The organism is Ottowia thiooxydans DSM 14619 (assembly GCF_000422885.1).
GTDB classification, from domain to species: Bacteria; Pseudomonadota; Gammaproteobacteria; order Burkholderiales; family Burkholderiaceae_C; genus Ottowia; species Ottowia thiooxydans.
On the sequence record NZ_KE383942.1, the window covers coordinates 102,300 to 128,213 of the forward strand.

Genomic DNA, 25,914 nt, shown 5'->3' on the forward strand with positions numbered 1-25,914 from the left:
CTCCCAGCCGTCAGACCATCTTCACGCGCAGGTCGGTCAGGCCGGTGATGCGTCCTTCCATGGTGTCGCCTGTCACCACGGCGGCTACGCCCTCAGGTGTACCGGTGTAGATCAGATCGCCCGGCTGCAGCTCCCAAGCGCTGGAGAGGTGTTCGATGGTTTCCGAGATGTTCCAGATGAGCTTGTGAATGTGGCTGTGCTGGCGGTCGCTGCCGTTGACGGTGATGGAAATTTCTGCGTTGACGATGTCACCCGCGGCTTGCGCTGGAGTGATCGGGCCGATGGGCGCGCTCAGATCAAAGCCCTTGCCTATGCACCATGGGCGGCCTTGCTTTTTCATGTCGTTTTGCAGATCGCGCCGTGTCATGTCCAGGCCGACCGCATAACCGTACACGTGCGACATTGCGTCGGCGGCTTTGATGTTCTTGCCACCCTTGCCGATGGCGACGACCAACTCGATTTCATGGTGCAGGTTCTTCGTCAGTGACGGGTAGGGCATTTGGCCAGTTTCGCCCGCGGGGACTACCAGCACCGTATCTGCCGGCTTGAGAAAGAAGAACGGAGGCTCGCGGCCTGTGAAACCCATTTCCTTGGCGTGGTCCTCGTAGTTGCGGCCAACGCAATACACGCGGTGTACGGGGAACAATTCGCTTTGGCCGACGATGGGAACGCCGGTGGTGGGAGTGGGGGAAAAAAGGTAGCTCATGGTGGTGAAGTTACTTAAGGACAGAAATCAGTTGATGGATGCGTGCAACATTGTGGGCAGGTAGGCCTGCACCAGTTCTGGCGGCAATTGCGAAAGTGAGTGTTGACGTACTTCTGCGGTGGCCTGCTGCAGGCCGGCCATGTCCAGGGCCTCCATGCCCTTGACGTGCACGCCGAGCGATTGCAAGCGGGTCAGCGCCGATGCATCTTGCTCGGCGGCGCTGGCGCGTTGCTGGACGGTCGCTTCGTTCACGGCCTGCTGGAGTGTCTCACGCTGTGCCGGGTTGAGCCTTTCGTACCAGCTGCGTGGGCACACCAGTAGCAGAACGCCAAAGAAGTGGCCGGTCAGGCTCACGTGAGGGTGGTGTTTCCACAGCTCGAACGTGAGCAGATTCGTCAAGGGGTTTTCCTGTGCGTCCACTGTGCGGTCTTGGACGACGCGCACCAGGTCTTTCACGTCGGTTGTGATCGCCTTGAAGCCCAGGGCCGAGAGGGAGCGGCGGTACAACTCGCTATCGAGTGTGCGGATCACCAGGCCCTGGCAATCTTCGGGCGCGGTGATAGAGCGCACCGCATTGGAGATGTGGCGAAAGCCGTTGTCCCAGAACCCCAGCACGTGCAACCCGCTCTGCTTCGCTACCGCATTTCGCAGCAGGTTGCCGGCCTCGCCGTCCAGTGCGGCTAGCGCGGCTGCGCGGTCCTGTACGGAAAAGGGCAGGTCGAGAACGGCCAGTTCGGGTACGCGGGCCGACAGGTAGCCCGAGGCCATGTAGCCGATGTGCCGCTCGCCGTTTTCAAGCGAGGCGAACAGCGAAGCAGCACTTTCGCCCAGCGCGGTCACATCGGGCACCAGGTGAGGGGTACCCACGGTGGAGCCGTCCAGCCGGCGCGCGAGCGTGGTGAGCGCCGCCGTGAGGATGGAGGCACTTCCCTGATAACCCGCCAAGTAGAAGGTGGTTTTCATGCTGGGTCTTCGGATGGGCTGATGCTGGTGGTGCGGCAGCGGGCAATGGCTTCTACGATAAACGAATTATCTCGGGCTGAGTCGCCCCGGGCGACACAGCCTTCAAGCAAATCGGCGTAAATGTTGGCAAAAGGCAGTGCCTGCCCGCGGACTGCGGCTTGCTCCAGAATAAGGCGGAAATCCTTCAGGCTTTGGTCGACCTTGCCTTGTAGTGGCTCGAACTGGCGCGTGGCCATCATTCGGCCTTTGACCTGCATCACCCGCGAATATGCGGCTGAACCAATCAGCACATCGAGGAAGCGCTCAGGATCCAATCCCAGTTCACTGGCAAAAACGAGGCCTTCTGCCAACGCGCTGCGGTTCAGCCCTAGTACCAGGTTCACTGCCAGCTTGGCGCGACTGCCGTTGCCCACGGGGCCGAGGATGTGCCTTGATGAGCATAGCGCATCCAGAACTGGAGTCGCGCGCTGCAAGTCTGCCTCGGCGCCTGCTACTAGCCCGACAGCCTCGCCACGCGCCAATGTTCCACTGGTGCCTGAGATGGGCATTTCGGCAAAGGGCAGGCCGGCTGCGGCGCAGCGCTGCGCCAGCGCGGCCATCCGGTCCGGATCGCACGTGCTCACGCACAAGACCACGGGCTTGCGGCCGGCCTTCTGTGCTGCATTCAGCAAGCCGCTATCGCCTTCCACTACCTGCTCAACCTGTGTGGTGTCGAATACCGCCAGCACGACCACGTCGCAGGTGACCAGGTCGGCCAGTTCCGCGGCGGCGACACGACCAGGACCGGTAAAAGCCGCCCGGCGGGCCGGATCGACGTCATAGCCAGCCAGCGACAGGCCGGCACCTCCCAGGCGAGTGGCACAAGCCGTGCCCATCAGACCCAAGCCGACAATGCCGATCCGTAAGGCCGTCTCAGGCGTGGCCGGAGGTGCCGCGGTTGATGCGGTCCTGGCTTGCATCACTCCGCCTTGATGCCGGCATCGCGAATCGCTTTGCCGATGCGGGCATGGCCTGTGCGAGTGAGTTCACCCAGTTGTGCCGGTGTGGAAGCTACAGGATCCAGGCCCAACCCCAGCAGGCGATCGCGCACACCCGGGTCTGCCAGGGCGCGTGCCACCTCCGCATTGAGTCGATCGACGATGGCTTTGGGCGTTCCCTTGGGCGCATAGAGGCCGAGCCAGGTTGAGAAGTTGAAGGCTGGCATGCCGGCTTCGGTGAAGGTGGGCACGTCGGGCAAGAGGCTGGATCGGCGCTCTGCCGGTTGGGCCAGCGGGCGCAGCTTTCCGTCTTTGATCAGGGGCAGGGCCACCGAGATCGCGGAGAACATCAATGGCACTTGCCCGCCAGCCACGTCCACTGTGGCTTGTGTGGCGCCTTTGTAGGGCACGTGCGTCAACTGCAATTTGTTGGCGGAGGAAAACAGCTCCATTGCAACATGATGCGGGCTGCCGTTGCCACCGGAGGCGTAGTCCAGTTTGCGCGGTTGAGCCCGGGCTTGCGCCACCAGTTCTGTCACGTTCTTGGCGGCGTTGTTATTGGCCACCAACACCCAGGCGATGTTGGCCATGCGGCTGACCGGTTCGAAGTCGTTCAGGGGGTCGAAGCTGGTTTTGGCGGCCAGGTTGACGGCGTAGTTCAGCACGCTATCTGTGATGCCACCCAGTACATAGCCGTCAGGTGCGGCGCGAGCGATGCGGTCAGCGCCGACCAGCCCTGAGGCACCGGGCTGATTCTCGACGGCGAAGCTGGCACCCATGTTCTCGCCAACCTTGGCCAGGACGACGCGGGTACCCACATCGGCCGCACTGCCGGCTTGCAAGGGAACGATCACCTGGATCGGTTTGCTTGGGTAGCTGGCCTGTGCTTGAACTGCGACAGGCGCAGCAAGCACCAACAACAGGGGGGCCACCAGAATGCTGCGGCGTGATCGGGTGAAGGGAATGTGCATGTTTGTCTCTGTTGAATAGTTTTGTTGAACGGCCGGGTTGAATGCTTATTTCGGGCGAGCGAAGCGCTCCTCGCACCAAAGCGCTGCCTGTGTCATTCCTTCATGCCGGCGTCTGCCACAACCTTGGCCATGCGGGCGTGGTCTTTCGCCATGTAGTCACGCATCTGGGTGGGCGTCATGACGGAAGGATCGATGCCGTTGTCGGCCAGGCGCTTGACCGTGTCGGGGTTGCGTAGCACTTTGGTCAGTTCTCCGGCGATGCGGTTGACCACGTCGTCCGGCGTAGCGGCCGGCGCGACGATGCCTATCCAGGAGGCATAGTCGTAGCCCGGCACGCCCTGCTCAGCCACGGTGGGGACATCCGCCATCACAGGCGTGCGCTGGGCACCAGCTACGGCGATAGCGCGCAGCTTGCCGGCCTTCACCAGGGGCAGCACGGTGCCAATGGCGTTGAACATGACCTGCACCTCGCCGCCGGCCACACCCACTGCGGCCGGGCTGGCACCTTTGTAGGGCACGTGCAGCATTTTGGTGCCGGTGGCCACTTCGAGCATGCTCATGGCAATGTGCTGGGCGCTGCCGACGCCGCCGCTTGCATAGCTCACCTTGCCCGGGTTCGCCTTCACGTAGGCGATCAGTTCCTGCACGCTGTTCACCGGCAGAGAGGGGTTCACAACCAGCGCGGTGGGCAGCACCGCCACCATGCCAACCGGCTTGAAGCTCTTGACTGGATCGAAGGGCACTTTGCGCAGGTGCGGCAGCACGCCGAGGATGGCGTTGTTGCAGCCGCACAGGGTGTTTCCGTCTGGCGTGGCGCGGGCTACCTTTTCTGCCCCAATGGCGCCGGACGCGCCGGTCTGGTTTTCGATCACGATAGGCTGGCTTAGCGCTGTGGCCAGCTTATCCGTGACGATGCGCAGTGCGACGTCTGAGGCGCTTCCTACGGCCAGCGGCGTGACCACAGTCACGGTCTCCCCGGCAGCCCATGCGGGCGGTAAGGTGGCCATAGTGAGGCACAGGGTGGTAGTGCGCGCGATGCGCGTCAGCAGAGATGCCATGAAGATGTCTCCTTCGATTTTTTGTTCTCGGGGCAGGGCGTGTGGCCTTCTCAGAGCATCACGCGGCCACCATTGGTGTCAAGGTTGACGCCGGTTACGAAGCCGGCGCCGTCGGATGCCAAATACAGCATGGCGGCGACGTGGTCATCCACCTGCGCCAGCCGGCGCAGCGGCACTTGCGAGGCGATACGCTCCACGTCCTCGGCGGTGCGCAGGGCAGCCACGCGCGGGGTCAGCGTGGTGAGCGGGGCGATGGTGTTGGCGGTCACGCCATGCGGGCCCAACTCGTACGCGAGAAAGCGCGTCAGCTGGGTGACGCCGGCTTTGGCAGCGCCGTATGCCGGGGATGAGGCCGCATGTACTGTCCGGCCCGAGATGGACGTCACGTTGATGATGCGCCCGGCCTTTGATGCCTTCAGGGCCGGGATGGCGGCGCGGCAGCAAAGGAACACGCTGCGCAGGTTGAGCGCTACCGTGGCGTCCCATTCGGCGATGTCCATCTGCTCCACAGTGAGCAGCTTCTTGTAGCCGCCGGCGCAGTTGACCAGCACATCGATACCGTGGCTGGCTGCGGCGATCTCGGCGAATGTCGCAATAACAGCCGCCTCGTCCGTGATGTCCACAGCCAAGCCTGCGGCGCTAGCGCCAGTTTGCAGACCGGCAGCGATCTCGCGCACACGCTCACCATCGATGTCCAGGAGAAAGACGTGCGCGCCCTGCGCTGCGAAAGCCTGCGCTGCTGCGGCACCGATGCCGCCGGCGGCGCCGGTAACCACGACGCTGCGACCGGATAGTTCGGGGTACTGCGGCATCACGCTTTCCGGGTTCCAGTGGAAGTGTCTGTGCAGCTCATCGGGGCGACGTGCCGGCGTTGGACTGCGGCTGATTGCTGTTGTCGGTGTCAGCTTCCTTGAACTCCGGATTGACGCCGGCATCAGTCCACTCGGGTACGCGGCCCATGCGAGCTGCTTCGTGCCAGGCGAAGTTGAGCTCAATCTTCAGGCCGTTGATGGGCTCGCGCATGAACAGCTGATAGAGGTTGGAGTTGTGCGCTTTGCGTTCGCTGAAATCCACGCCGTTGCGGGTAAGGCGTTCAATGAACTCTTCGATACCGTCGCAGTTCAGACAGAGGTGATCAATGCGGCCTGAGCCCAGTGCGCCCGCGGCGGAGAAGTCGCGGTCCCCGTCGGAGGGGGTTTTCAGGTACGTGTCCTGGTGTTCGGAGTGGCGCGCTTTTCCGATGTGGATCACATCCTGCTCGCCGATGTAGAGCCAATACACCGGAAAGCCAAACTCGGGGTGGTAGCCACTGCGAAAACCGAGGTTTTCCACGAACCAGTCGCGCGTGGCATCAGGGTCGTGTGTGAGGATGAGCGCGTGCTCCAGAAATCGAAGTCCCATGGCGATGTCTCCAGCGTGTGGTGGTTTTTATTTGGCGTGTTCTGATGAGACCGGATTCGTTACCCCGGTGTCGATCACTGTTCGCGTGGCGTGAACCGATGCGTAGATCCAGAGGATCTTCATGGGCTCCGTCTCTGACATATTGCGAAAACGGTGCGGCACGTTCGGAGGAATGAAGGTGGTGTCCAGGGGTTTGAGTTCCTGCACATCCCCATCGATGTCAAGGTAGGCGTTGCCGCTCAGCAGCATCACGCTTTCTTCGCAGTTGTGGCTGTGAAACGGAATCGCGGTGCCGCCGCTGAATTCGGTAATGCCGTTGATGAAGCCCGTGGCACCGATTGAAGGCAGCACCAGTGGCGTGGTGCGGGCACCACCTCCCCTGTCGTGGCTCTTGATCTCGTCGGGGCGCAGCACAGCGTATTTGGTAGCGGTGGTCATGGGACTCCTTGTGTTGTCGTCAAGTGCGTGCGGGGCCGGTCCACACGGTTTTGGTGTTGGTGAACTCGGCCAAGCCCAGCTTGCCCAGTTCGCGGCCGTAACCAGATTCTTTGATGCCGCCAAATGGAAGGCGAGGGTCAGAAGCCACCAGGCCGTTGATGAAGACGGCACCGGCCTCAATGTGGCGGGAGAGTTTCCTGGCGCGCTCAAGGTCGCTCGTCCAAAGCGCTGCGCCCAGCCCGAAGTTCGTTGCATTCGCAATCCGCACGGCCTCATCGGCATCGCTCACTCGCAGGATCGCGGCCGCGGGTCCGAATGTTTCCTCTTGCGCCGCGACCATTTCGGGCGTCACGTGATCCAGCACCGTGGGTTGGTAGAACGCGCCCGGGCCTTCCACTGGCGATCCGCCCAGCAACAAACGGGCACCTTGCCGCACGCTCGCCTGAACCTGTGCGTGCAACTCATCGCGCAGGTGGCGTTTGGCCATGGAGCCTTGTGTGCTGCGCGCTTGCATGGGATCATCAACGACCAGTTTGCGCGCGCCCTCGCAGAATGCTTCTACAAACCGCTCAGCCACAGCCTGCTCAACAATGAAGCGTTTGGCGGAAATGCAGCTTTGCCCAGTGTTCTGGAAGCGGGCCTTCACTGCCACTGCAGCGGCCGCTTCGATGTCAGCATCGGCCAGCACGATGAATGGGTCTGAGCCGCCTAGCTCCAGCACTTGCTTCTTTAAAGCCGCACCCGCCTGCGAGGCAATCTTGCGTCCTGCAGGGGTTGAGCCCGTGAAGGTAACCGCAGAAATGCGTGGGTCCGCGATGAGTCCGGCTACCTCACCGGAGCCCACCAGCAGCGTGCTGAATAGCCCAGCGGGCGCGCCCGCATGTTTGAACACGCCTTCAAGGGCCAGCGCGCACTGCGGCACATTGCTCGCATGTTTGAGCACCATGGCATTGCCGCCTGCGAGCACCGGCGCCGCTGCACGCATCACCTGCCAGTACGGATAGTTCCACGGCATGACGGCGAGCACGGTACCGATGGGGTCGTACACGATGCGGCTGTCGGTGGCACTGCTGTTCACCACTTCGTCCGCCAGGAAGCCGGGTGCGGCTTCGGCATAGAAGTCAAAATTCCAGGCGCATTTTTCCACTTCGCCCACTGCTTCACTCAGAGGCTTACCCATCTCCAGGGTGGCCAGCGGCGCGAGCTCGGAGCTTTGTGCTCGCAGCGTTTGCGCCACGCGGCGCAGCAAGGCCATGCGCTCCGCGATGGGCGTTTTCGCCCATTCGCGTTGCGCCTTCGAAGTCTCCGACAGTTTCCGGTCTATGGTGGCTGCGTCGTGGGCGTCGAATTGCGCCAGTACGTCTTCAGTGGCGGGATTGATGGACGCGATGCTCATGCTAAAGCCGTTTCTTTCAAGGCGGGGATTCCGAGTTGCGTGGCCAGGGTGTGAAGTTCGCTCATGACTCCGGCAGAGACGGGGATACCGCCTTCGCGATATCGGGCGCGTTTTTCATGGCTTTGCTCACCGGGCAACCAGATGCGCTCCACGCCAGGCAGGCGTGCGCTGTCGCGGATGTCGCGCACCAGCCGGTCGACGTTGTGCTTAAACACCTGGGGATCGCCAAACGCGGACAGATCGATCACGAGGATGGCCTGGCCCGTGTTGGTAACGGTTTTGAAATCAGCGTTGAAATCGATCACATCACGACCCATGGCTGCGCCACCCAGAGTGCCTGCCAACAGCCCCACAATGAGCGCGAGGCCATAGCCTTTATGTGCGCCGATGGGCAGCAGAAAGCCTTCGTTCGAGCGGTTGGGGTCGAGCAAGGGCTTGCCTTCGCGATCAATCATCCAGCCTTCTGGCATGGGCTCGCCTCGCTTGGCTTTTGCCTTGACCTTGCCGTAGGCGGCTACGGTGGTGGCCATGTCCAACACTACCGGTGGTTCTTCCTCCGTGGGAATGCCTGCGGCGATCGGGTTGGTGGACAGCAACATGTCCATGCCGCCCCATGGTGGCAGGTGGTTCGCGTTGCCGACCGCGAAGTACAGGCCCAGCATGTCGTGCTCTAACGGACGGCGTGCGTAGAGCGAAGCCGGGCCCGCGTGGTTGCTGTAGCGCGTACTGACCCAGGCCACGCCGCAGGTGCGGGCTTTTTCAATCGCGATGTCCACCGCTTTGCTGACCACAAGGTGGCCCATGCCGTTGTCTCCGTCCACCACAGCCATGGCGGGTCGTTCTTCAACGATTCGGATTTCCGGTTGCTTGTTGATGCCGCCAGCCTGGATGCGCTTGATGTATTGCGGCAGCCGGATCACGCCGTGACCGTCGGAGCCTTGCAGGTCGGCTTCGGTCATGAGCCGCGCCACTTGCGCGGCGTCTGCGTCCGGCAGGCCTTGTTGGGCAAAGGCCGAGTGAATGAATTGCTGCAGCGCTTGTGCAGTGACGATGGATGGTGTCATGTGGACGAAGGTGTTAGGAAGAGGTTGCTTGACGCGGGCGCGTTGGGCATTGGTGTAAACACACCGCTAGTCAGCGGAGATGCCCTTGTCCTGAATCACTTTGCGGTAGAGCTCGTACTGGGCTTTCGTGGCTGCACCGAAATCAGCGGCGCTGGTGCCTCGGGGGGTTACGCCAATGGCCAGCAGCTTGTCGCGGGTGACGGGGTCTTCCACTGCGGAGCGAACTTCCCGGTTGAGCCGTTCGATGATGGCTGGTGGCGTGCCAGCGGGCGCCACCATGGCAAACCATGAATTGAATGTGAAGTTCGCCATGCCCGATTCGTGGAAGGTCGGCACGTTGGGGTATTGATTCAGGCGCTGCGGCGTGGACACTGCCAGCAGCCTGAGCTTTCCGCCCTGGATCAGCGAGGTCACCGTGCCCAGACCTTGCATGGACACATCCACTTCGCCAGCGGCGACAGCCACCGCGGCTGGTGTGGCGCCTTTGTAGGGCACGTGCATCAGGTTGATCTGCGCGCGGTCCAGGATCAATGCCATGCCGATGTGTTGCGGGCTGCCGTTGCCGCCACTGCCGTAGTTCAGTTTGCCCGGTGCGGCCTTGGCTGCCGCGGTGAAATCCGCCAAGCTGCGGTAGGGCGAATCGGCCTTCACCACCAGGCCCCACTCGATGGTGCCCACCAGTGACACCGGTGCGAAGTCGGTGAGCGCATTCCACGGCATCTTGGCCATGAGGTGCGGCACCATGGTGAGCACGCTGTCGTTGAAGCCGCCAATGGTGTAGCCGTCAGGCGTGGCGCGTGCCAGGCGCTCGGCGCCGATCACACCGGCCGAGCCGGCGATATTCTCAACCGCGATGCCTTGGCCCATGGACTCACCCATCTTCTGCGTCACCAGGCGTGCGGCGTTGTCCACCGCGCTGCCAGCGGCCAATGGAACGATCATACGGATAGGTTTGTTCGGGTAGCTGCTTTGGGCATGAATCGCCAGGGGCAGGCAGAGCAGGGCGGTCAAGGCAATGGGGCCAAACAGTTTCATGCGGTGTCTCCGTATTTTTTGTAGTGTGTCCAGTGCGTGGCTGGGTCAGACTCCGCAGATTAGGGGGGTTGGCCTCGCTTGTCTAATGCTGAATTTGCGCCCTGCCATATCATCTTGATATCGGAAGGCCTCAATATGAACCTGAAAACCCTACGCTATTTCGTGGCTGTGGCCGATAGCGGCAGCCTGACTGCCGCAGCGGCTGCCATACCGATCGCCCAGCCCGCGCTTACCCGGCAGATGCGCGAACTGGAGAGCGAAACTGGCGTTCAGTTGTTGCAGCGCCTGCCGCGCGGCGTGCGGCTGACACAAGCGGGTGTAACGCTGTACGAGTCTGCACAGCGCATCTTGTCTGAGGCCGCGCGGCTGGACCGGCGCCTGGCGCACAGCCAGCAGCGCGACCTGGTGCCTGTGGTGGTCGGGGCATCACCCACACTGGCCCGGTTGCTGTTGCCAGGTTTGTTCGAAAAAAGCATTACAGCCATTTCCAACCTCGAACTGCGTGCGCGAGAAGCATTCACGCCCGAACTCATCGATTGGCTGGAGCGCGGGATGATCGACCTCGCGGTGTTGACCAACCCCGAGCCTGGTCACGCATTGTCTTTTCAGCCCTTGCTCGGCGAGCCCTTCGCTTTGGTTTCGCACGCGAAAATGGGCATCGGCCCAGTAGTCTCGGTGAGTCAGCTCGCTCGAATTCCGTTGTTGATGACCAGTCTGCACCGCGGCTTGGTGGACCGCCAACTTGCCAGCCTGGGCAAGTCGCTGAATGTGCAGGCCGAGATTGATTCGGTAGATTCGATCCGGGCAATGGTCCTGCGCGGCCGGTGGGCAACCATCATGCCTGTGTCGGTGTTTCGCGAGCACCTGCACCAGGAACCGGTGGTGATGTCCGAAATATCAGGCGTTCAACTCAATCGCCTGCTGGTGCTGGCCACGCGGATCGACCCGCGGCCGAATCCATCCTTGTCCGTGGTGCACGACTTTGTGATCGCGGAGTTCGCCCGTATGGAGCGCCAGGGAACCTTCAGCTTTGCCAGCGCACACGCTGTGCAGGCTTAACCGCTCGGCCTGTACCGCTGCGGTAGACCAGTAAGCCCAAACTGACTGCGCATTCGGCTTTTTGCAGTCGCGCTTGATCCTGGCCGTCATGCGCGAGAGGCACCGAGCGCATCTCGTGCATGACCTATTTCAGAAGATCAGTCAATGCGTTGAATTAATCGAAGTGCAATTACTTTGATTTCTTTTTTGACAACAGAAGTTGGGCAACCTAGCATCCGCCTACTGTTGATCCTCTTGCCATGAGCGAATGGCGGCAGCGCGGTTGGTCACGGACACCCACCGAGACATTGATTTCATCGCGAACGAAAAAGTAATCCCCGACAAACTTTTAACCAAAGGCCACGATGACTCCTCTCTTCTCCCACCGTATCCGCTTGCTCGCCGCCAGCCTCGGCATGATGGCTACCTGTGTGGCTGCAGTACCCGCTATGGCGCAGGATGCAGTTCCGCGCAACTCCAAACTGGTGGTCGGGTTTAGTCCAGGCGGGCCTGTGGATCAAGCCGCCAGGTTGATTGCTGAACAACTGGGGACGAGAACCAAGTCCACTTTCATCGTCGACAACCGTCCAGGCGCCAACGCCCAACTGGCCGCTACGCAGGTGAAGAATTCACCACCCGACGGTGCCACGATCTTCGTGAGCAGCAGCACTGCGATCACGATGAATCCCACCTTGTTCGCCAAGACCATCACCTACAACCCGGATAAGGATTTCACGCCCGTCGCGCCATTGGTTGAGATGCCTCTCATCCTGGTGGTCAACGCCAACGATCCGAAAATGCAGTCTGTCAAATCCCTGAAAGACTTGGTCGAATTAGCGAAGCGCACACCGAAAGGATTGAACTACGGTTCATCTGGCAATGGGGGCCTGGTCCATATCGCTGCAGAGCTGCTGGCCACTCGTACGGGCACGAACCTGGTTCACATTCCCTATAAGGGAACCGCTGCAGCGCAGGCGGCCATCTTGGCGAAAGACGTTGACATGACGTTCGACGCGCTCGCCGTGATGCCGCATATTCGCGCCGGTACCCTGCGTGCGCTGGCCGTATCTTCGAACCGACGCCTGGCCGAGCTCCCGGATGTCCCCACCGTCGAGGAGTTGGGCTACGGTGACTTCAATGTGGCCTCGTGGGTTGGGCTGTTTGTACCCAAGGCGACACCGCGTGCTTACGTTGAGAAGCTGAACGCTGAAGTGAACGCTGCCATGAAAGATCCAGCCTTCCGTGAGCGCCTTACTGTGGTGGGGCCGCTGATGCCGATGTCCGTGGTGGAATTCGAGCAGAAGATCCATAAGGAAACACAGGATCTCCTGAACGTCATCAAGACCGCCAAGATTACCGTCGATTGACGCTCCCTCGTTTGAACGCTGCACGAGATGTGCTCTCTCGTGCGGTGCTCGCACGCCTCTTGTCTTCGAATCTCAAGCGTTTCCATGTCTGATATTTTTGCTCCCGAAGCATTCGCCGCAGCCCGAAAACAGTTGCCCGATGCCAGTACGTTGCCGCCCGCTGCTTACCATGATGCCGCGTTCTACCAGCGCGAGATTGATAGGCTCTTTCTGAAGGAATGGAACTTCATAGGCCATGAAGACCAGCTCCCAAGCCCGCGCTCCTATTTCACAATTGATTTTGCCGGCGTTCCGGTGATCGTTGCGCGCAACAGCGCTGGTGAAATTCATGCATTCGCAAATTCATGCCGGCATCGTGGCGCACGCCTTGTGAGTGGAGAAGGCACTTCGCCGGTGTTTGTCTGCAAGTACCACAGCTGGTCCTACGACTTGAATGGATCGCTGCGGGGCTGCCCTGGCATGGAGGATGTCAAAAATTTCAACAAGGAAGAGAACGGGCTCGTGCCTGTCCGTCTGGAAAAGATGGGCCCCTTCATGTGGATCAATTTTGATGAGAAAGCAGTTTCCCTGGCTGAGCACCTTGGAGATTTGCCCACCAAGGTCGGTAGCCATGGAATTGACGAACTCGTTCTTACCCGCCGTATGGAGCACGATGTCAAGTGCAACTGGAAGGTGTTCGTCGAGAACTTCATGGACTACTACCACACGCCTACCGTGCATAAGAAGACGCTGGCACGCGGGAGTCTGTCGGTGTATCACCGCAAACCGGTGGAGTTAGCGGCATGTGACGGAAACTATCTTGAGCTGTATGCAGCTCACGAAGGCACCGCCGGCTTACTGCCAGGCGTTGAAGGCTTTCCTGTCTGGCCGGGCCTGGAAGGGCGCAACAAAGAAGGCTCTACGTTCATCTTTACTTCGTCTTGCGGTCTGTTTGGCTTCACCAAAGACTGTGTCTGGTACGTTCAGATCAATCCCACTGGCCCGGAAAGCATTCGGCTGACACTGGGTTCCTGTTTCCACCGGAGCACCGTAGCGCGTCCAGATTTCGAAGAGATCGTTCAGCGCTACTACGAACGTTGGGACGTTGCGGTGGCTGAAGACAACGAAATCAACGAGCTTCAACAGCAGGGTGTGCGCTCGCCGCTTTGCAAGCCTGGGCGGGTATCGCCTTTGGAAGCTGTGTCGTATGCATTTCGTCGTCAGTTGCTCGACAAACTAGGCCTTTGATTCCACCCGCCATTCGGAAACGCCGTGACCACCCAATCCGCTGACATTACTTTCTTTGGCACGGGAGAGTTTGCCGCTCGTGCCTTGTTCGACCTGGTGGCAAGCGCCAGTCAACCTCTTACTGTGCAGGTCGTCGGCCGCAACGAGGCACGCCTGGCGTGGCTGCGTACGGCAGCGAATGCGCGCGCGGTGCTCTTTGGGCGTCCGGTGCGCACTGTCACCCGTGTGTGCGATAGCTTTGAAGACGAGCCCATCGCACGCATCTTGTCTGAATCACGCCCGCGCGTGGTGTTCCAGGCCGCTTCGCTACAAACAGCATCAGTGCTTCGCGGTACAGACAACGCCTGGAGCCAGCTCGTGCAGCAAGGGGGTTTAAGCGCTACTGCGCCCTTTCAGGCCTTGCTTTCGCTGCGGATCGCACGAATTGCTCAGCGGGTGTTGCCCGGCACCCACTTTCTGAATGCCTGCTTTCCAGATGTGGTCAACCCCATGCTGGCAGCAGCTGGCGCAAACGTGCTTTGCGGAGTGGGCAATATTGGCATTTTGTCCAACTCATTCGCTGGCTCCAAGAATGTGCAGGAAGATGGGCGTTTGCGCGTGCTGGCCCACTATCAACAACTTGGCGTCTGGCGCAGGCAGCCGGGAGAACGCCAAGGCGCCACACCTCGAGTATGGCTGGACGGTCGGGAGGTTGCGGACGTGTTTGGCGAGTTTGCTGATGTCAAGCTGTCCCCCGAAGTGGCTTTCGATATTTCAGGTGCCACCGGCGTGCCATTGATGATGGCGCTTGCTTTGGGGAAGGAGTGGCGCGGACACGTGCCGGGGCCACTGGGTCTGCCAGGTGGGTACCCGGTGCGGATCGATGCCCAAGGTCGCATTGCCTTAGACCTTCCGGAGGGCATCACGGCTCAAGAAGCCGAGCGCTGGAACAATGCCTTCGAGGAGCGCAGTGGCCTTACCGTGAGCACTGACGGACGAGCCTGCTACCACGGCTTGCTTCGTGAAAAGCTTGAACTTCACGACCCCGAACTTGCAAAGGGCTTTCACTGCACAGAAGTCGAAGCCGTGGCGGAGCGTTTGGGCGCGCTGCGTGATCGCTTGCAATCCGTGCAGCTGTCGGTCTGAATTCCCTGAGCCGCCATAGCACTGCACGCGTTGCCACACCAAGTTCCAAATCACTTCATATGATCACAGCAAAACACCTTCACGGCATCTTTGCGGCGCTGCCCACACCGATTCACCCCGATGGCACTGTGCATGCCGAGGCAGTGCGCACGATGGTGCGCCGCCAGCTCGAAGCCGGTAGCACCGGCCTGGTCCCGATCGGCGGAACAGGCGAATACGGCTCACTTTCAACCACTCAGCGCGAGGCTATGGTGCGCCACACCGCCGAGGCTAGTGCAGGGCGTCTGCCTGTCATTGCCGGCATCCTGGACCCCGGCTACCCTGACGCGCTCGCCGCCGGCCGCCGTATGGCCGAGGCCGGCGCGGACGCGCTGATGGTGGTCACTCCTTACTACACCAACCCCACGCCAGCCGGTGTGCGCGACTATTTCCTGCGCTACGCTGACGAATCGCCGGTGCCGTTGATCCTCTACGAGATCCCATACCGCACACGAATCGCCATCGCACCCGAAGTCCACGAAGAGCTGTCACGCCACGAGCGCATCATCGGCATGAAGGCATGCAACCTGGACATGTACCACTTCCTGAGCGTGCTGGCTTGTGTGGGTGAAGACTTCGCCGTGCTGAGTGGGGAGGACTCCTTGTTACCCCTGCACCTGATGGCCGGCGGGCATGGCGGCATTGTTGTGACCGCCACGCTCGTGCCGCGCGTGTGGAACCGGCTCTTTCACCTGGTACAGGCCGGCCAGCATCGCGAAGCGCTGATGCTGCATCGGCGCCTCATGCCGCTTATGAACCTGGCGTTCGCAGAAACCAACCCCGGCCCCATGAAGGCAGTGCTCGACCTGGTGGGTCCTGCGGCACCTGACGTTCTCGCGCCACTGGCGCCGCCTCAGGAAGGACTGGCGCAGGCGCTGAGGGCAGAAGTGCAGAAGCTGATGACAGATTTCGGCGAGACGCCCTGAAATTTGTGACCCTCGCCAACATCGCAGACTACCAGCGCCTTGCACGCAAGCGCCTGGCCCGTATTGCCTTCGATTACCTTGAAGGCGGTGCCGAAGACGGGCACACACTCCGACGCAATCGCCATGCATTTGAAAGCCTGACATTCCAGCCTCGGGTGATGTGCGATGTCACCCATGTTGACTCCGCGGTTACCGTAATGGGAAGGCCCATGGCTATGCCAGCCATCGTGGGCCCCACCGGCTTGAATGGCCTTTACATACCTCGCGCCGAGGAAGTGCTGGCCAAGGCTGCCCACGCGGCCGGGCTGCCTTTCGTGCTGTCTACGGCGTCCACTTCCTTAATTGAAGACGTACGTGCTGCGACATCCGGTGATCTCTGGCTGCAGCTCTATGTGCAACAGAACCGTGCCATTGCTGAATCCATGATTCAGCGTGCTCGCGATGCCGAATTTTCGGTATTGATGGTCACCGTCGACACGCCCGTGCACGGTGTGCGCGATCACGATGTGCGCAACGGCTTCAAGCTGCCGCTGAGCCCTTCGGCACGCCTCATTGCTGATCTGCTCTTGCATCCGCGCTGGTGCTTGCGCATGCTGCGGCAGGGCGGGTCGCCTCAACTGGTCAATCTGGCGCGAAGTCTCGGTGAACGGGCCAATATCAACTCGCAAGCCGCGACCATGAGCCGCCAGATGGACACGGCGCTCAATTGGGAATCCATCTCATGGCTGCGAAAGCACTGGCCTGGGCCACTCATCATCAAGGGCATCCTTTCCGTTCATGATGCCCTCAAGGCTGCTGAGCATGGCGTGGACGGCATTGTGCTGTCAAACCATGGCGGACGCCAGTTGGCATTCGCACCCAGTCCGATCGAAGTCCTGCCCCGCGTCATGGACCATGTCGGGCAGAAGTTGGCCGTGCTTGTCGACGGTGGGGTGCGCCGCGGAAGTGACATTGCCAAAGCACTGGCACTGGGGGCGCAAGCGGTGCTGCTGGGCCGTGCTCCGCTTTATGGCTTGGCGGCCAGCGGCCGCCAAGGCGTTGACGACGTACTCGGTATCTTGCTCCGGGAGTTCGAGATCACGCTGCGACTGCTTGGCCGCTGCCAAGCCTCCGAACTCGATCAAACAGCCCTCGACGAAGGCTACCGTACTCAATTGGCTCGATTGGTGTGACACCCTATATTGAATCGAATATGACATCTCCCTACTCATTCGAATCTGTCGATCTTGCCCAGTTCGGGCATGAGGACCGCTACAAGTTCCTGATGGCCAGCGTGATCCCGCGCCCCATTGCCTTGGTCACCACGCTTGGCGCTGACGGCTTTGTCAACGCGGCGCCCTTCAGCAGTTTCGTGGTGCTGTCTGTGGATCCTCCCCTTTTGGGAATATCGGTGGCACGGCGCGACGATGGTTCCATCAAGGACACGTATCGCCTGGTTGAAGCCAGCGGAGAGTTCGTCATTCATACTGTGGACACGGCCATGGCGAAACAGGTACAGCAGTGCAGCGCTGCGCTCGGCCCCACGCAAAGTGAAGTCGAGCATGCCGGGCTTTATTTAGTGCCGTCGATCAAGGTCAAACCCCCGCGAATTGCCCAGGCGCCTATCCACTTCGAATGCAAGCTGCATCGCATCGAGTACTTCGGCGACCGGCGCTCCGCACTTATTGTGGGGGAGGTCGTGCAGACCCACAGCCGTGAGGGGCTTGTGCATGGGCATCGTGTAGACCCTCTTGAAGCGGACATCCTTGGCCGTCTCGGCGGTGGGGTGTATTGCAGCAGCACGGTGATAATCAAGCCCTGATTCGGTGCATACCGCGCTGACATAACTGCTTTCCTGATGTCCAACGCAGAATCGCCTCTCTTCGTCAACGCCATCGCCAAATGCTTCAAGGTTCTGGACGTATTTGACGGGCCCAAACGTCAGATGACGATGGTCGAGATAGCGCAGGAGAGTGGCTTGGACCGCAGTGCCGCACAGCGGATGGTTTTTACACTCGAAACGCTTGGATATCTTGCCCGTGTACCGGGAACCAAGACCTATGCGCTCACCTCTCGCTTGCTCAGTTTCTCCTACAACTATGTACGCTCGCACCAACTGATTTCCAAAGCGATGCCGTACCTGCAGGAACTGAGCACCACGTTCAACGAAACGGTGAATCTGCAGGAGCTTGACCATACTGAGATCGTGTTGATCGCACGGGTGGTGAGTCCCCATTTGCTGAATGTTCGGGTAGCTGTGGGTAGCCGATTACCTACTTTCTGCACAGCGTCGGGTACGGCCATCCTCGCATCCTTGCCCACTGCTCACCGCGACCGGGTCCTTGCAGACAGCAAGCTCGTTCCCTTGACGCCTCATACCGAGATCCAGCGCAAGAAATTGATTGCCCGCATTGAGCATGCTGCGCTCAAAGGTTATTCCATCGTCGCGGATCAGGCGGTCATTGGTGACATCTCACTGGCAGCCCCTGTCATAGGCTCGGACGGCCTCCCCCGGGCTGCTGTCAATATTTCAGTGCCATCCAATCGATGGACTGTCGACAGCGTCGAGCGCAAGATGGCCAAACATGTGCAGGCTGCGGCACGTGCCTTGTCTGTAGACACGCAGTAGGCCCTATTCAGCGGGGGCGAATTTAGTGTGAACACGCCCTAGAGTACGGTGGATGCGATGCTGGAGCGCTCAATCGGTTGAGCTCTGAATTTGGCGAACCGTTGCGTGATGAAATCGCAGTAGGCGGTGACTGCGAATGAACTGGCGCGCTTACTCCTGTATAGCAAAAATTTCCTGTCGATGGTCGGGCCTGCGAGAGGGATGAGCTTGAGGCTGTGCACGTTCGCCAGAGGGCGTGAATAACCCGGGCAGATGGCAATGCCCGCTCCGCTCGCTGCCAGCGCAAAAGCGGTGATGCTGTTGTTGGCGCAGTACCGAAAGTCCAGAGGGATGTCTTCGGGTAAAGCCGAGCGCACACGAAGTTCCATAGCCTGATTCGGCAAGATGAGGGGTTCACCACTCAAATTTTTCCACTTGATGGTTGCGCGGTCTTGCAAATGATGACTGGTGGGCAGGGCTGCGTGGATGCGAGATATGAAGAGGAGTTCTGCCGACATGAAATTGCTTTCCGGCTGCTCCAGCGAAATGGCTACATCTGCGTGGCCTGCCTCCAGGCTCGATAGAAGTTGGTCTGAGGGGACATCCACCAAATCCATTCGTACTTCTGGCCACATGGCTTGGAAAGACATGAATACCTGCGGGAGCAGTGTCAGTTGCATGAGTGGTGTCATCGCAATACGAACCAGCCCGCTCTTTTGATTGCGCATGTCATCAGCGACACGCTTGGCAACGCGAAGATCCTCTAGTACACGCTCGGCATGCGGAAGGTAGGACGAGCCTTGGTCGCTTAAGCCGACCTGCCGAGTGGTGCGGTGAAATAGCACAAACCCAAGTTCTGCTTCCAGTTCCTTGATCAAGGCGCTGACTGCGGCAGAGGTCAGGTGCATGCTCTTAGCTGCGGCGGTGAAACTCCCAAGGCGTGCTACAGCGGAGAATGCCCTGAATTGCTGCAGTGAAATGTTCATGACGCGTTTATATTCAAATTGAATTTGGGAATCAATAAAAATAAGTTGCTTTATTAAAGAATAGCACGCACCTATAGTGAGGCATCACTTCTTGATCCATAGATGAGCGCCCCAGAAATTCAACTAGATTCGCGTGATGGAATTACGCTTGTCACTATCAACCGACCTCATAAGCGCAATGCCATGACTGCGCAGATGTGCGATGACATGGCGATCGCGTGGCAGCGATTTCGAGACAGCGATGACCGGGTGGCCGTGCTTCATGGTGCAGGCGAAGCTTTCAGTGCTGGCGCTGACCTGAATCAGCCACCCTCCAATTTTTGGCGTGCACTGCCGGAGGTGGGCATCCAGATTGGCAAGCCTGTCATCGCGGCGGTCAGAGGTCCCGCCGTCGGGTTTGGACTCGCTATGGTGGTTTTCAGTGACTTGGCTGTGGCGGCGGAAGACGCTCGTTTCATTTATCCGGAAGGCCGGATTGGCGTTACCAAGGGGTTGATGGCGGCTTTGTCCGTTCGAGTTCCCCTGAAGATTGCCAACGAGATCATGTTGCTTGGCAAACCCATTGATGCGAAGCGGGCCTACGAAGCAGGCTTGGTTAACCAGATGGCGCGCTTGGGCTGCGAACTGAACGATGCCATGCGGATGGCTGGTGATTTAGGAAAGGCGGCGCCTATGGTGATTCGTCTGCTCAAGAAAATGGCGCGCGAGACCTTGCCCGTCAGCCCGGCTGAAGCTGCATACCGCGCACAGCTGGATGTGGAGGCGGTAGAGCAGAGTGCTGATGCGCAAGCTGGTCTGGAGGCATTCCGTAACAGGAAGACTCCAGTCTTCGCTGGCCATTGAGCGGATTCGCTGAAATTAAAAGCGAAAAGGAGACAAGATGCAAAGGCTGTTTAGCCGTCGGAGACTGGTGCAGGGGGCTATCGCCAGTTCCCTTTCGTTGGTGGCGGGGCTTCCTGCCAGAGCGCAAACTCAATCTCAAGCGCCTGTGCAAACCTGGCCCGTAGCACCTATCCGTTTGGTCGTGCCTTATCCTCCGGGAGGTCCGAACGACATCGCTGCGAGGCTATTGGCGGAGCACCTTACACGCGCGCTTGGTCAACCGGTTTTGGTGGACAACCGCGCCGGGGCAGGCGGAGTCATTGGATCTGCCCAGGTCACCAAGGCAGCGCCTAACGGACAAGTGCTGCTGTTTGCCAACAGCGGCGCGTTGGTCGTACAGTCGGTGCTGAAAACACCACCACCTTATGACCCGGCTACGGCGTTCACCCCCATTGTCAAGATGCTGGACGCTCCAAACTTCATTGCGGTTGGCGCTGATGTGCCCGCCAATTCAATCGGTGAACTGATCGAGCTGGCACGAAAAAATCCGGGCAAGTTGAACTACAGCTCGCCGGGGACGGGATCGTTCGGGAATTTCGTCGGCGAGTATCTCAAGCTCTTGAGCGGCGTCGATATGGTTCACATTCCTGGCAAGGGCAGTGCCTGGGGCGTGACCGAGTTGATGGCAGGTCGTATACAAGTATTGATCGATCCCATTGTGCTCGCTCACCAGAGTGGTGGCAGGCTCAAGGTTCTCGCGACGACCGCGGAGAAAAGGTCAAACTCCAACCCGGATGTTCCCACCGTCAAGGAGTCTGGAGGCCCGGATATGGTGTTGTCCGGCTGGTTTGGTCTGTTGGGGCCTGCTGACTTACCACCGCAAATCGTGAGCAAACTCGAAGCTGCCACGCGATCTATGCTCTCGGCACCGGATGTGGTGAAGACATTGGCAGGCCTTGGCCTAGCTCCTGAGCCGGAGAGTGCCACCCGTTTCTCGCAGACCATTCGGCGCGACCTCCGTACGTACCGTGATATCAAGGTACGTGCGAACATTCACGTCGACTGAACTACTGAACTCGTTGGCTGGGAGTGTCGTTGCGGGATCCACGGTCGCGATAGGCTGTTGCCCTCGTTCGAGCCACTCCCGGTTTCATTAGTTTTAATAAGAGGAGATTCCATGTCTAAACCACAGCCCATCAGATATGAAGCTGCATCCAGCGAAGTCCGCGAGATCTTCGACGACATCAAGAAAGTCAAAGGTATTCCCGAAGTCAATAATTTCTGGGCATACCTCGCTAGCGATCCCAAAACGTTGAAACGCACCTGGGAAAGTGTCAAGGAAGTCATGGCGCCGGGCAAGCTGGATAGCGTGACTAAAGAGATGATCTACTTGGCGGTCAGTGTGACGAACAATTGCGGGTACTGCATTGCAAGTCATTCCGCTGGAGCGGCCAAAGCCGGAATGACGCCAGAAATGTTTGGCGAGTTGATGGCGGTGATTGGTATGGCCAACGAGACTAATCGACTAGTCAATGGCTATCGCGTTCCTACGGATCCGGGGTTCGATCAATGAGCGCGTCCATGAAAGCCATGGTGCTGTCCGCACACGGTGGCGAGGAGAATTTCCGCATGAGGGAACTTCCACGTCCCGCACCAGAGAAGAATCAGGTGTTGGTCAAAATCGCGGCCACCTCTATCAATCCCATCGATCTGAAGATTCGAGGCGGCCTGCCTATAGGGCCTGAGTTGCCAGCGGTTCTTGGCTGCGATTTTTCAGGGACGGTCTCTGAAGTCGGAGCCGAGGTGCAAGGTTTCGCGGTTGGCGATGCAGTTTACGCATGCGCAGGAGGCGTGCGAGGGCAAGGGGGTGCGCTCGCTGAGTACATCGCCTGCGACGCAGATTTTCTGGCGCACAAGCCTTCAACTCTCTCATTCCGTGAAGCAGCCGCTTTGCCGCTTGCCGTCATTACTGCATGGCAACTAGTTCATAAAGCTTCCGTGGCCCAAGGAGAGTTGGTGCTGGTGCATGGCGGGGTGGGCGGTGTAGGGCATCTGGCTGTTCAAATTTCCAAGGCACTTGGCGCCCGGGTGGCAACGACAGTGCGAGGGCGCGAGGCCGGGGAACGGGCGCTACAGTTGGGTGCTGACGACATCATTGAGTTCGAGCGAGAAGAGGTATCCGCCTACGTGGATCGATTGACGGGTGGACGCGGATTCGACGTTGTCATCGACACCGTGGGTGGCGCGAACCTGGATCGCTCGCTGCAGGCTGCAGCCCAGAACGGAAGAGTCTCCGTATGCGCCGCGAGGAGCGTGCATGACCTTTCGCCCATGCATGCCAAAGCATTGTCACTGCATGTGGTGTTCATGCTTTTACCCATGCTCAATGGCCAGGGGCGAAAGGAGCACGGGGATATTTTGAAAAGCGTGGCTGAACTCTGCGAGCGTGCCCAGCTTCGGCCTTTGCTTGACGAGAAGCGATTCCGGTTGGAGCAAGCTGGGGATGCTCACACCTACGTCGAGAAAGGAAAGCTCTGGGGTAAGGTGGTGGTCAATATCGAAGACACGCAGTAGAGCAGGCGAGGCGGTTTGGTCTGGGCGAGTCAGGCGCTAAGCGTTCGCTGGAGGCGGGTTAGCCCTTGCCGAGACTCCGCGTGGATGAGCCTCGGTGCGGACCATCAAGCGGTGCTGCTCATGCCAGGCGCGTGTCGTCGAAGAGCACTTCGGGCAGACCGCGCACGCCTAATCCATGGAAGGCAAAAACGGCCCCAGCATCGGGGTGCTCGCTGCGCAAGAGATTGCCGCTGTTGCTGATGCTGGTGACATAGAGCACGTCGAGGTTTTCGCCGCCGAAGCAGGGGCACGTGGGGTAGGGGGTTGGTACGTCTAGTAGTTTGACCAACGTTCCATCCGGGCGGAAGCAGCCCACCTTGGCGGCTTGCACCAGTGCAACCCACAGGTTGCCGTCCGCATCTACGGTGGTGCCGTCAGGCGCGGAGCCGTGGGAGCGGGTGTTGAACACCGCCCGGCGCGGCCCGACCGCTCCGGTGGCGGGATCGTAGTCCACGGCACTGACGGTGTCGCTGAAGCTGTCTGCGTGATAGAGGGTGCGGCCGTCGGGGCTGAAGCAGGTGGCGTTGGCCAGGGCAATGCCATCAAATAGCTGCGTGACACTGCCGTCGGTGTCGAGACGGTAATAGGCACCATCGGTGTCATGGCGGCCCATCACCAGGGAGCCGGCCACGAAGCGGCCCTGCCGGTCGGTGCGACCATCGTTCATGCGCATCGAAGGCCCCTTGTGCCGCACTTCGGCCACTAGACGGGTGCTTCCGGTGCCGAGATCGAGCAGGTGGAAGCCGTCTTCGAGGGATAGCACCAAGCGGCCGCGTTGCGTCAGGGCAATGGAGCCCACGTCGCTGGGAGTGGCCGATTCGCGGTACTCGCCGTTCTGAAGACGGCGCACCAGGCGAGCCTTGGAGTCGATCCAGTACAGCGATTGGTCGCGTGTGTCCCACAGAGGACATTCACCCAGGCGGTCGCGAGTGGCGCCAATGATTTCGATTTTTGTCGTCATACAGTGCTCCTGGAGGCATTTGGATTGCGCAGCGCATCGGCGGCTGCGGCGCGGCGGACGAGGTAGTTGCGGTATTGCAGAGGCCAGGTGGCGTACCCCTCGTTAGCGCCTAGCGAGACTTCCGCGTGCACCGCCCAATTGGGGTTGTAGAGGGCCTCGCGGCCCACGGCGATCAGGTCAGCCTGTCCGGCGTGCAAGTAGTTCTCTGCCTGCTGGGGTTCGATGACGAGGCCTACGCCCATCACTTGCAGGCCGCTGGCCGCACGCAGGTGGCCGGCCATCTCCGCGCGAAACAGCAAGCTGTTGGATACCGAACGCCCCTGTGTGGGGTAGCTGGCAATGCCCCCGCCCGAAGAGCAGTCGACCACATCGACGCCACGCTCTTTCAGAGCACGCAGCAGACCCACCATTTCATCGACCTCAAGCCCACCGTCGATGGGATCGGCCAGGGAGACGCGCCAGAAGAGGGGGCGATCATCGGGCCACTCAGAGCGTACGGCCTCGGCTACCTCCAGCGCGAAACGCCAGCGGTCCTGGCCGTAGCGGTCGCTGCGTTGGTTGGCCACGGGCGACAGGAATTGGTGGACGAGGTAGCCGTGGGCACCGTGAACCTCCAATGCGCCGAACCCGGCTTCGCGCGCACGGCGGGCAGCATCCGCCCAGGCCCGCACGATGGCCTCCACGTCGGTGGTTTCAAGCGTCTGCGGTGTGGGCCAACCGTCTCCCACCGGAATGGGGCTGGGCCCTACCACCGGCCAAGAGGGCTCGCCGCGCGCGGCGTCTGCTTCGCCCAAAGGCCCATGACCATGCCACCAGGTCTGCGTAGCGGCTTTACGGCCGGTGTGGCCGAGCTGAATGGCGGGAACCGCACCGTTGTCGCGCAGCGCCTTCGCCACACGGGCCAGCGGAGCGATTTGCTCATCTTCCCAAAGGCCGATGTCGCCGTGTGTACTGCGTCCGCGCTTTTCGACTGCGGTTGATTCGACGAAGACGATACCGGCACCGCCTAGTGCAAAACGTGTGAGGTGGGCCAGGTGCCAATCGGTCGCCCGCGCGGATTCGTCGCCCGAGTACTGCTGCATGGGCGAGATCACCACGCGATTGCGTGCCTGCATGCCACGAATCTTGAGCGGGCTGAAGAGTTGGGTCATGAGATTTCTGTCCTGCCGAGGGCGTTATCGCGGCTGAATGCCGGCGTCGCTGGCCACTTTGCGGAATCGCTCGATCTCACTGATCTGGAACTTGCGCATGTCTGCAGGCGACAGCGTGAGTGGGTCGGAGCCAAACTTATGTACGAATGCGGTGGCGGCAGGAGTGGCGAGAAGGCTGCTCATGGTCTGAGCCAACTTGTCTGTGACTGGCGCGGGCGTTTCAGCGCGAACGTACATCCCCCCCCAGCTGTAGTTAACGAAGCTTGGAAAACCGCTCTCCTTCACGGTGGGTACATCGGGCAAATCAGGGTGACGTACATCACCAGTGACTGCAAGCGCCCGCAGTTTTCCGGCTTTGATTTGTGTCAGCGTTGCCAAGGGGTCGCTGATCGCCCAGTCGAGCTGGTCACCCATCAAGCCCACCACCACGTCGCCGATTCCCTTGTAGCTGACGTAGACCTGCGGCGTCTGGGTGACATTGGCGAACCATGCCGCAGAAAGCTCGAAGCCGCCCGTATAACCTCCCACGTTGAGCGATTTTCCGGCCTGGCGTGCGCCTTGCGTGATGTCCGCCACGCTCTTGAGCGGGGAGTTTGCCCCCGTCACCAGAACCATCATTTGACGGGAGAGCCCGCTGATCGGTTTGAAATCATTTTGCGCGTCGTAAGGGACGCCCTTCATCAGAACCGGATTCACCGCCATGTGTGTGTTGGTCCCCAGAAAGATGGTGTGGCCATCGGCTGGTGCGTTCTTGACTGCCATGGCCGCAATAGCGCCATTGGCCCCAGGGCGGTTCTCGACAATGACGGGTTGACCCAAAGCCTTGCTGAGTTGTTCGCTGAAGAAGCGAGCGGTCATGTCAGACCCGCCCCCAGCTGCCGTGGGCACGACGATGCGCAATGTGCGTGTTGGAAAACTGTCTTGCGCCCATGAAGCCGGGGCGAAGCTGACGCAGCATGCGAGTGCCCCAGCCATGGTGATGAACTTTTTGAAGTACCGAAAGCCTGGAACGGAGTTTGCCTTGTTCGTCATATTTGTCTCTTGAGTCATTGATGTAGTTTTG

27 protein-coding genes are annotated in these 25,914 nt (G+C 60.2%); 12 read left to right on the top strand and 15 right to left on the bottom strand.

Annotated elements, in window-relative coordinates; all coding sequences use genetic code 11:
* Nucleotides 1–10 precede the first annotated feature (10 nt).
* The 11 genes from G518_RS0126855 to G518_RS0126905 form a co-directional block, all read right to left on the bottom strand.
* Nucleotides 11–706 carry a fumarylacetoacetate hydrolase family protein gene (locus tag G518_RS0126855; protein WP_028605111.1) on the bottom strand — a complete coding sequence of 232 codons (696 nt, stop codon included), beginning with the start codon at nucleotides 704–706 and terminating at the stop codon, nucleotides 11–13.
* 27 nt (nucleotides 707–733) lie between these two features.
* Nucleotides 734–1,669, bottom strand: coding sequence for a TRAP transporter substrate-binding protein (locus G518_RS0126860; protein WP_028605112.1), 936 nt, complete (start codon nucleotides 1,667–1,669; stop codon nucleotides 734–736).
* The gene (locus G518_RS0126865; RefSeq protein WP_051237449.1) at nucleotides 1,666–2,628 is read right to left on the bottom strand and encodes an NAD(P)-dependent oxidoreductase; all 963 of its coding nucleotides are present in this window, start codon (nucleotides 2,626–2,628) and stop codon (nucleotides 1,666–1,668) included. The genes G518_RS0126860 and G518_RS0126865 overlap by 4 nt, the downstream gene beginning before the upstream one ends.
* Entirely contained in the window at nucleotides 2,628–3,617 is a 990-nt protein-coding gene (locus tag G518_RS0126870; RefSeq protein ID WP_051237450.1) for a Bug family tripartite tricarboxylate transporter substrate binding protein, read from the bottom strand. Before G518_RS0126870 ends, G518_RS0126865 begins: the two co-directional genes overlap by 1 nt.
* Nucleotides 3,618–3,709: 92 nt before the next feature.
* Nucleotides 3,710–4,675 carry a Bug family tripartite tricarboxylate transporter substrate binding protein gene (locus G518_RS0126875; RefSeq protein ID WP_051237451.1) on the bottom strand — a complete coding sequence of 322 codons (966 nt, stop codon included), beginning with the start codon at nucleotides 4,673–4,675 and terminating at the stop codon, nucleotides 3,710–3,712.
* A 50-nt stretch (nucleotides 4,676–4,725) separates the two neighbouring features.
* Nucleotides 4,726–5,487, bottom strand: coding sequence for an SDR family NAD(P)-dependent oxidoreductase (locus G518_RS0126880; RefSeq protein WP_028605116.1), 762 nt, complete (start codon nucleotides 5,485–5,487; stop codon nucleotides 4,726–4,728).
* A 37-nt stretch (nucleotides 5,488–5,524) separates the two neighbouring features.
* Nucleotides 5,525–6,076, bottom strand: coding sequence for a VOC family protein (locus G518_RS37190; RefSeq protein WP_051237452.1), 552 nt, complete (start codon nucleotides 6,074–6,076; stop codon nucleotides 5,525–5,527).
* Nucleotides 6,077–6,103: 27 nt separating this feature from the next.
* Nucleotides 6,104–6,514: a cupin domain-containing protein gene (locus G518_RS0126890; protein WP_028605117.1), complete on the bottom strand. Its 411-nt coding sequence runs from the start codon at nucleotides 6,512–6,514 to the stop codon at nucleotides 6,104–6,106.
* 19 nt (nucleotides 6,515–6,533) lie between these two features.
* Nucleotides 6,534–7,910, bottom strand: coding sequence for an NAD-dependent succinate-semialdehyde dehydrogenase (locus G518_RS0126895; RefSeq protein ID WP_028605118.1), 1,377 nt, complete (start codon nucleotides 7,908–7,910; stop codon nucleotides 6,534–6,536).
* Entirely contained in the window at nucleotides 7,907–8,974 is a 1,068-nt protein-coding gene (locus tag G518_RS0126900) for an Ldh family oxidoreductase (protein WP_036596305.1), read from the bottom strand. Before G518_RS0126900 ends, G518_RS0126895 begins: the two co-directional genes overlap by 4 nt.
* A gap of 66 nt (nucleotides 8,975–9,040) precedes the next feature.
* Nucleotides 9,041–10,009 (bottom strand): Bug family tripartite tricarboxylate transporter substrate binding protein, encoded by a 969-nt coding sequence (locus G518_RS0126905; protein ID WP_084652314.1) that lies wholly within the window; start codon nucleotides 10,007–10,009, stop codon nucleotides 9,041–9,043.
* Between the two features lie 135 nt (nucleotides 10,010–10,144).
* Between G518_RS0126905 and G518_RS0126910 the strand changes: the two genes are divergently transcribed.
* The 8 genes from G518_RS0126910 to G518_RS0126950 all read left to right on the top strand — a co-directional run bounded on the left by G518_RS0126910 (nucleotide 10,145) and on the right by G518_RS0126950 (nucleotide 18,339).
* Nucleotides 10,145–11,068: a LysR family transcriptional regulator gene (locus G518_RS0126910; RefSeq protein WP_028605121.1), complete on the top strand. Its 924-nt coding sequence runs from the start codon at nucleotides 10,145–10,147 to the stop codon at nucleotides 11,066–11,068.
* Nucleotides 11,069–11,412: 344 nt separating this feature from the next.
* Nucleotides 11,413–12,414, top strand: coding sequence for a Bug family tripartite tricarboxylate transporter substrate binding protein (locus tag G518_RS0126920; protein WP_028605122.1), 1,002 nt, complete (start codon nucleotides 11,413–11,415; stop codon nucleotides 12,412–12,414).
* A gap of 84 nt (nucleotides 12,415–12,498) precedes the next feature.
* The gene (locus G518_RS0126925) at nucleotides 12,499–13,641 is read left to right on the top strand and encodes an aromatic ring-hydroxylating oxygenase subunit alpha (RefSeq protein ID WP_036596306.1); all 1,143 of its coding nucleotides are present in this window, start codon (nucleotides 12,499–12,501) and stop codon (nucleotides 13,639–13,641) included.
* A 24-nt stretch (nucleotides 13,642–13,665) separates the two neighbouring features.
* Complete coding sequence (locus G518_RS0126930; RefSeq protein WP_028605124.1) at nucleotides 13,666–14,766, top strand: hypothetical protein; 1,101 nt, start codon at nucleotides 13,666–13,668, stop codon at nucleotides 14,764–14,766.
* 59 nt (nucleotides 14,767–14,825) lie between these two features.
* Nucleotides 14,826–15,731: a 4-hydroxy-tetrahydrodipicolinate synthase gene (gene dapA, locus G518_RS0126935; RefSeq protein ID WP_028605125.1), complete on the top strand. Its 906-nt coding sequence runs from the start codon at nucleotides 14,826–14,828 to the stop codon at nucleotides 15,729–15,731.
* Between the two features lie 5 nt (nucleotides 15,732–15,736).
* Nucleotides 15,737–16,903 (top strand): alpha-hydroxy acid oxidase, encoded by a 1,167-nt coding sequence (locus G518_RS0126940; protein WP_028605126.1) that lies wholly within the window; start codon nucleotides 15,737–15,739, stop codon nucleotides 16,901–16,903.
* 20 nt (nucleotides 16,904–16,923) lie between these two features.
* On the top strand, nucleotides 16,924–17,532 hold the full coding sequence (locus G518_RS0126945; RefSeq protein WP_028605127.1) for a flavin reductase family protein: 609 nt from the start codon (nucleotides 16,924–16,926) through the stop codon (nucleotides 17,530–17,532).
* 36 nt (nucleotides 17,533–17,568) lie between these two features.
* On the top strand, nucleotides 17,569–18,339 hold the full coding sequence (locus G518_RS0126950; protein ID WP_051237455.1) for an IclR family transcriptional regulator: 771 nt from the start codon (nucleotides 17,569–17,571) through the stop codon (nucleotides 18,337–18,339).
* Nucleotides 18,340–18,377: 38 nt separating this feature from the next.
* Here G518_RS0126950 and G518_RS0126955 read toward each other — a convergent pair whose 3' ends face one another.
* Complete coding sequence (locus tag G518_RS0126955) at nucleotides 18,378–19,304, bottom strand: LysR family transcriptional regulator (RefSeq protein WP_028605129.1); 927 nt, start codon at nucleotides 19,302–19,304, stop codon at nucleotides 18,378–18,380.
* Nucleotides 19,305–19,406: 102 nt separating this feature from the next.
* Between G518_RS0126955 and G518_RS0126960 the strand changes: the two genes are divergently transcribed.
* From G518_RS0126960 to G518_RS0126975, 4 genes are all read left to right on the top strand, one after another.
* Entirely contained in the window at nucleotides 19,407–20,147 is a 741-nt protein-coding gene (locus G518_RS0126960; protein ID WP_028605130.1) for an enoyl-CoA hydratase/isomerase family protein, read from the top strand.
* Nucleotides 20,148–20,184: 37 nt separating this feature from the next.
* Complete coding sequence (locus tag G518_RS37195; RefSeq protein WP_051237456.1) at nucleotides 20,185–21,192, top strand: Bug family tripartite tricarboxylate transporter substrate binding protein; 1,008 nt, start codon at nucleotides 20,185–20,187, stop codon at nucleotides 21,190–21,192.
* Nucleotides 21,193–21,303: 111 nt separating this feature from the next.
* Nucleotides 21,304–21,699, top strand: a complete 396-nt coding sequence (locus G518_RS0126970; protein ID WP_028605131.1) for a carboxymuconolactone decarboxylase family protein — start codon at nucleotides 21,304–21,306, stop codon at nucleotides 21,697–21,699.
* An 8-nt stretch (nucleotides 21,700–21,707) separates the two neighbouring features.
* Nucleotides 21,708–22,700 carry a zinc-dependent alcohol dehydrogenase family protein gene (locus tag G518_RS0126975; RefSeq protein WP_028605132.1) on the top strand — a complete coding sequence of 331 codons (993 nt, stop codon included), beginning with the start codon at nucleotides 21,708–21,710 and terminating at the stop codon, nucleotides 22,698–22,700.
* A 118-nt stretch (nucleotides 22,701–22,818) separates the two neighbouring features.
* Here G518_RS0126975 and G518_RS0126980 read toward each other — a convergent pair whose 3' ends face one another.
* From G518_RS0126980 to G518_RS0126990, 3 genes are read right to left on the bottom strand one after another with little or no spacing between them, the layout of a single operon-like run.
* Nucleotides 22,819–23,700: an SMP-30/gluconolactonase/LRE family protein gene (locus G518_RS0126980; RefSeq protein ID WP_028605133.1), complete on the bottom strand. Its 882-nt coding sequence runs from the start codon at nucleotides 23,698–23,700 to the stop codon at nucleotides 22,819–22,821.
* Nucleotides 23,697–24,851, bottom strand: coding sequence for an oxidoreductase (locus tag G518_RS0126985; RefSeq protein ID WP_028605134.1), 1,155 nt, complete (start codon nucleotides 24,849–24,851; stop codon nucleotides 23,697–23,699). The genes G518_RS0126980 and G518_RS0126985 overlap by 4 nt, the downstream gene beginning before the upstream one ends.
* A gap of 24 nt (nucleotides 24,852–24,875) precedes the next feature.
* Nucleotides 24,876–25,883 (bottom strand): Bug family tripartite tricarboxylate transporter substrate binding protein, encoded by a 1,008-nt coding sequence (locus tag G518_RS0126990; protein ID WP_051237457.1) that lies wholly within the window; start codon nucleotides 25,881–25,883, stop codon nucleotides 24,876–24,878.
* Nucleotides 25,884–25,914 lie beyond the last annotated feature (31 nt).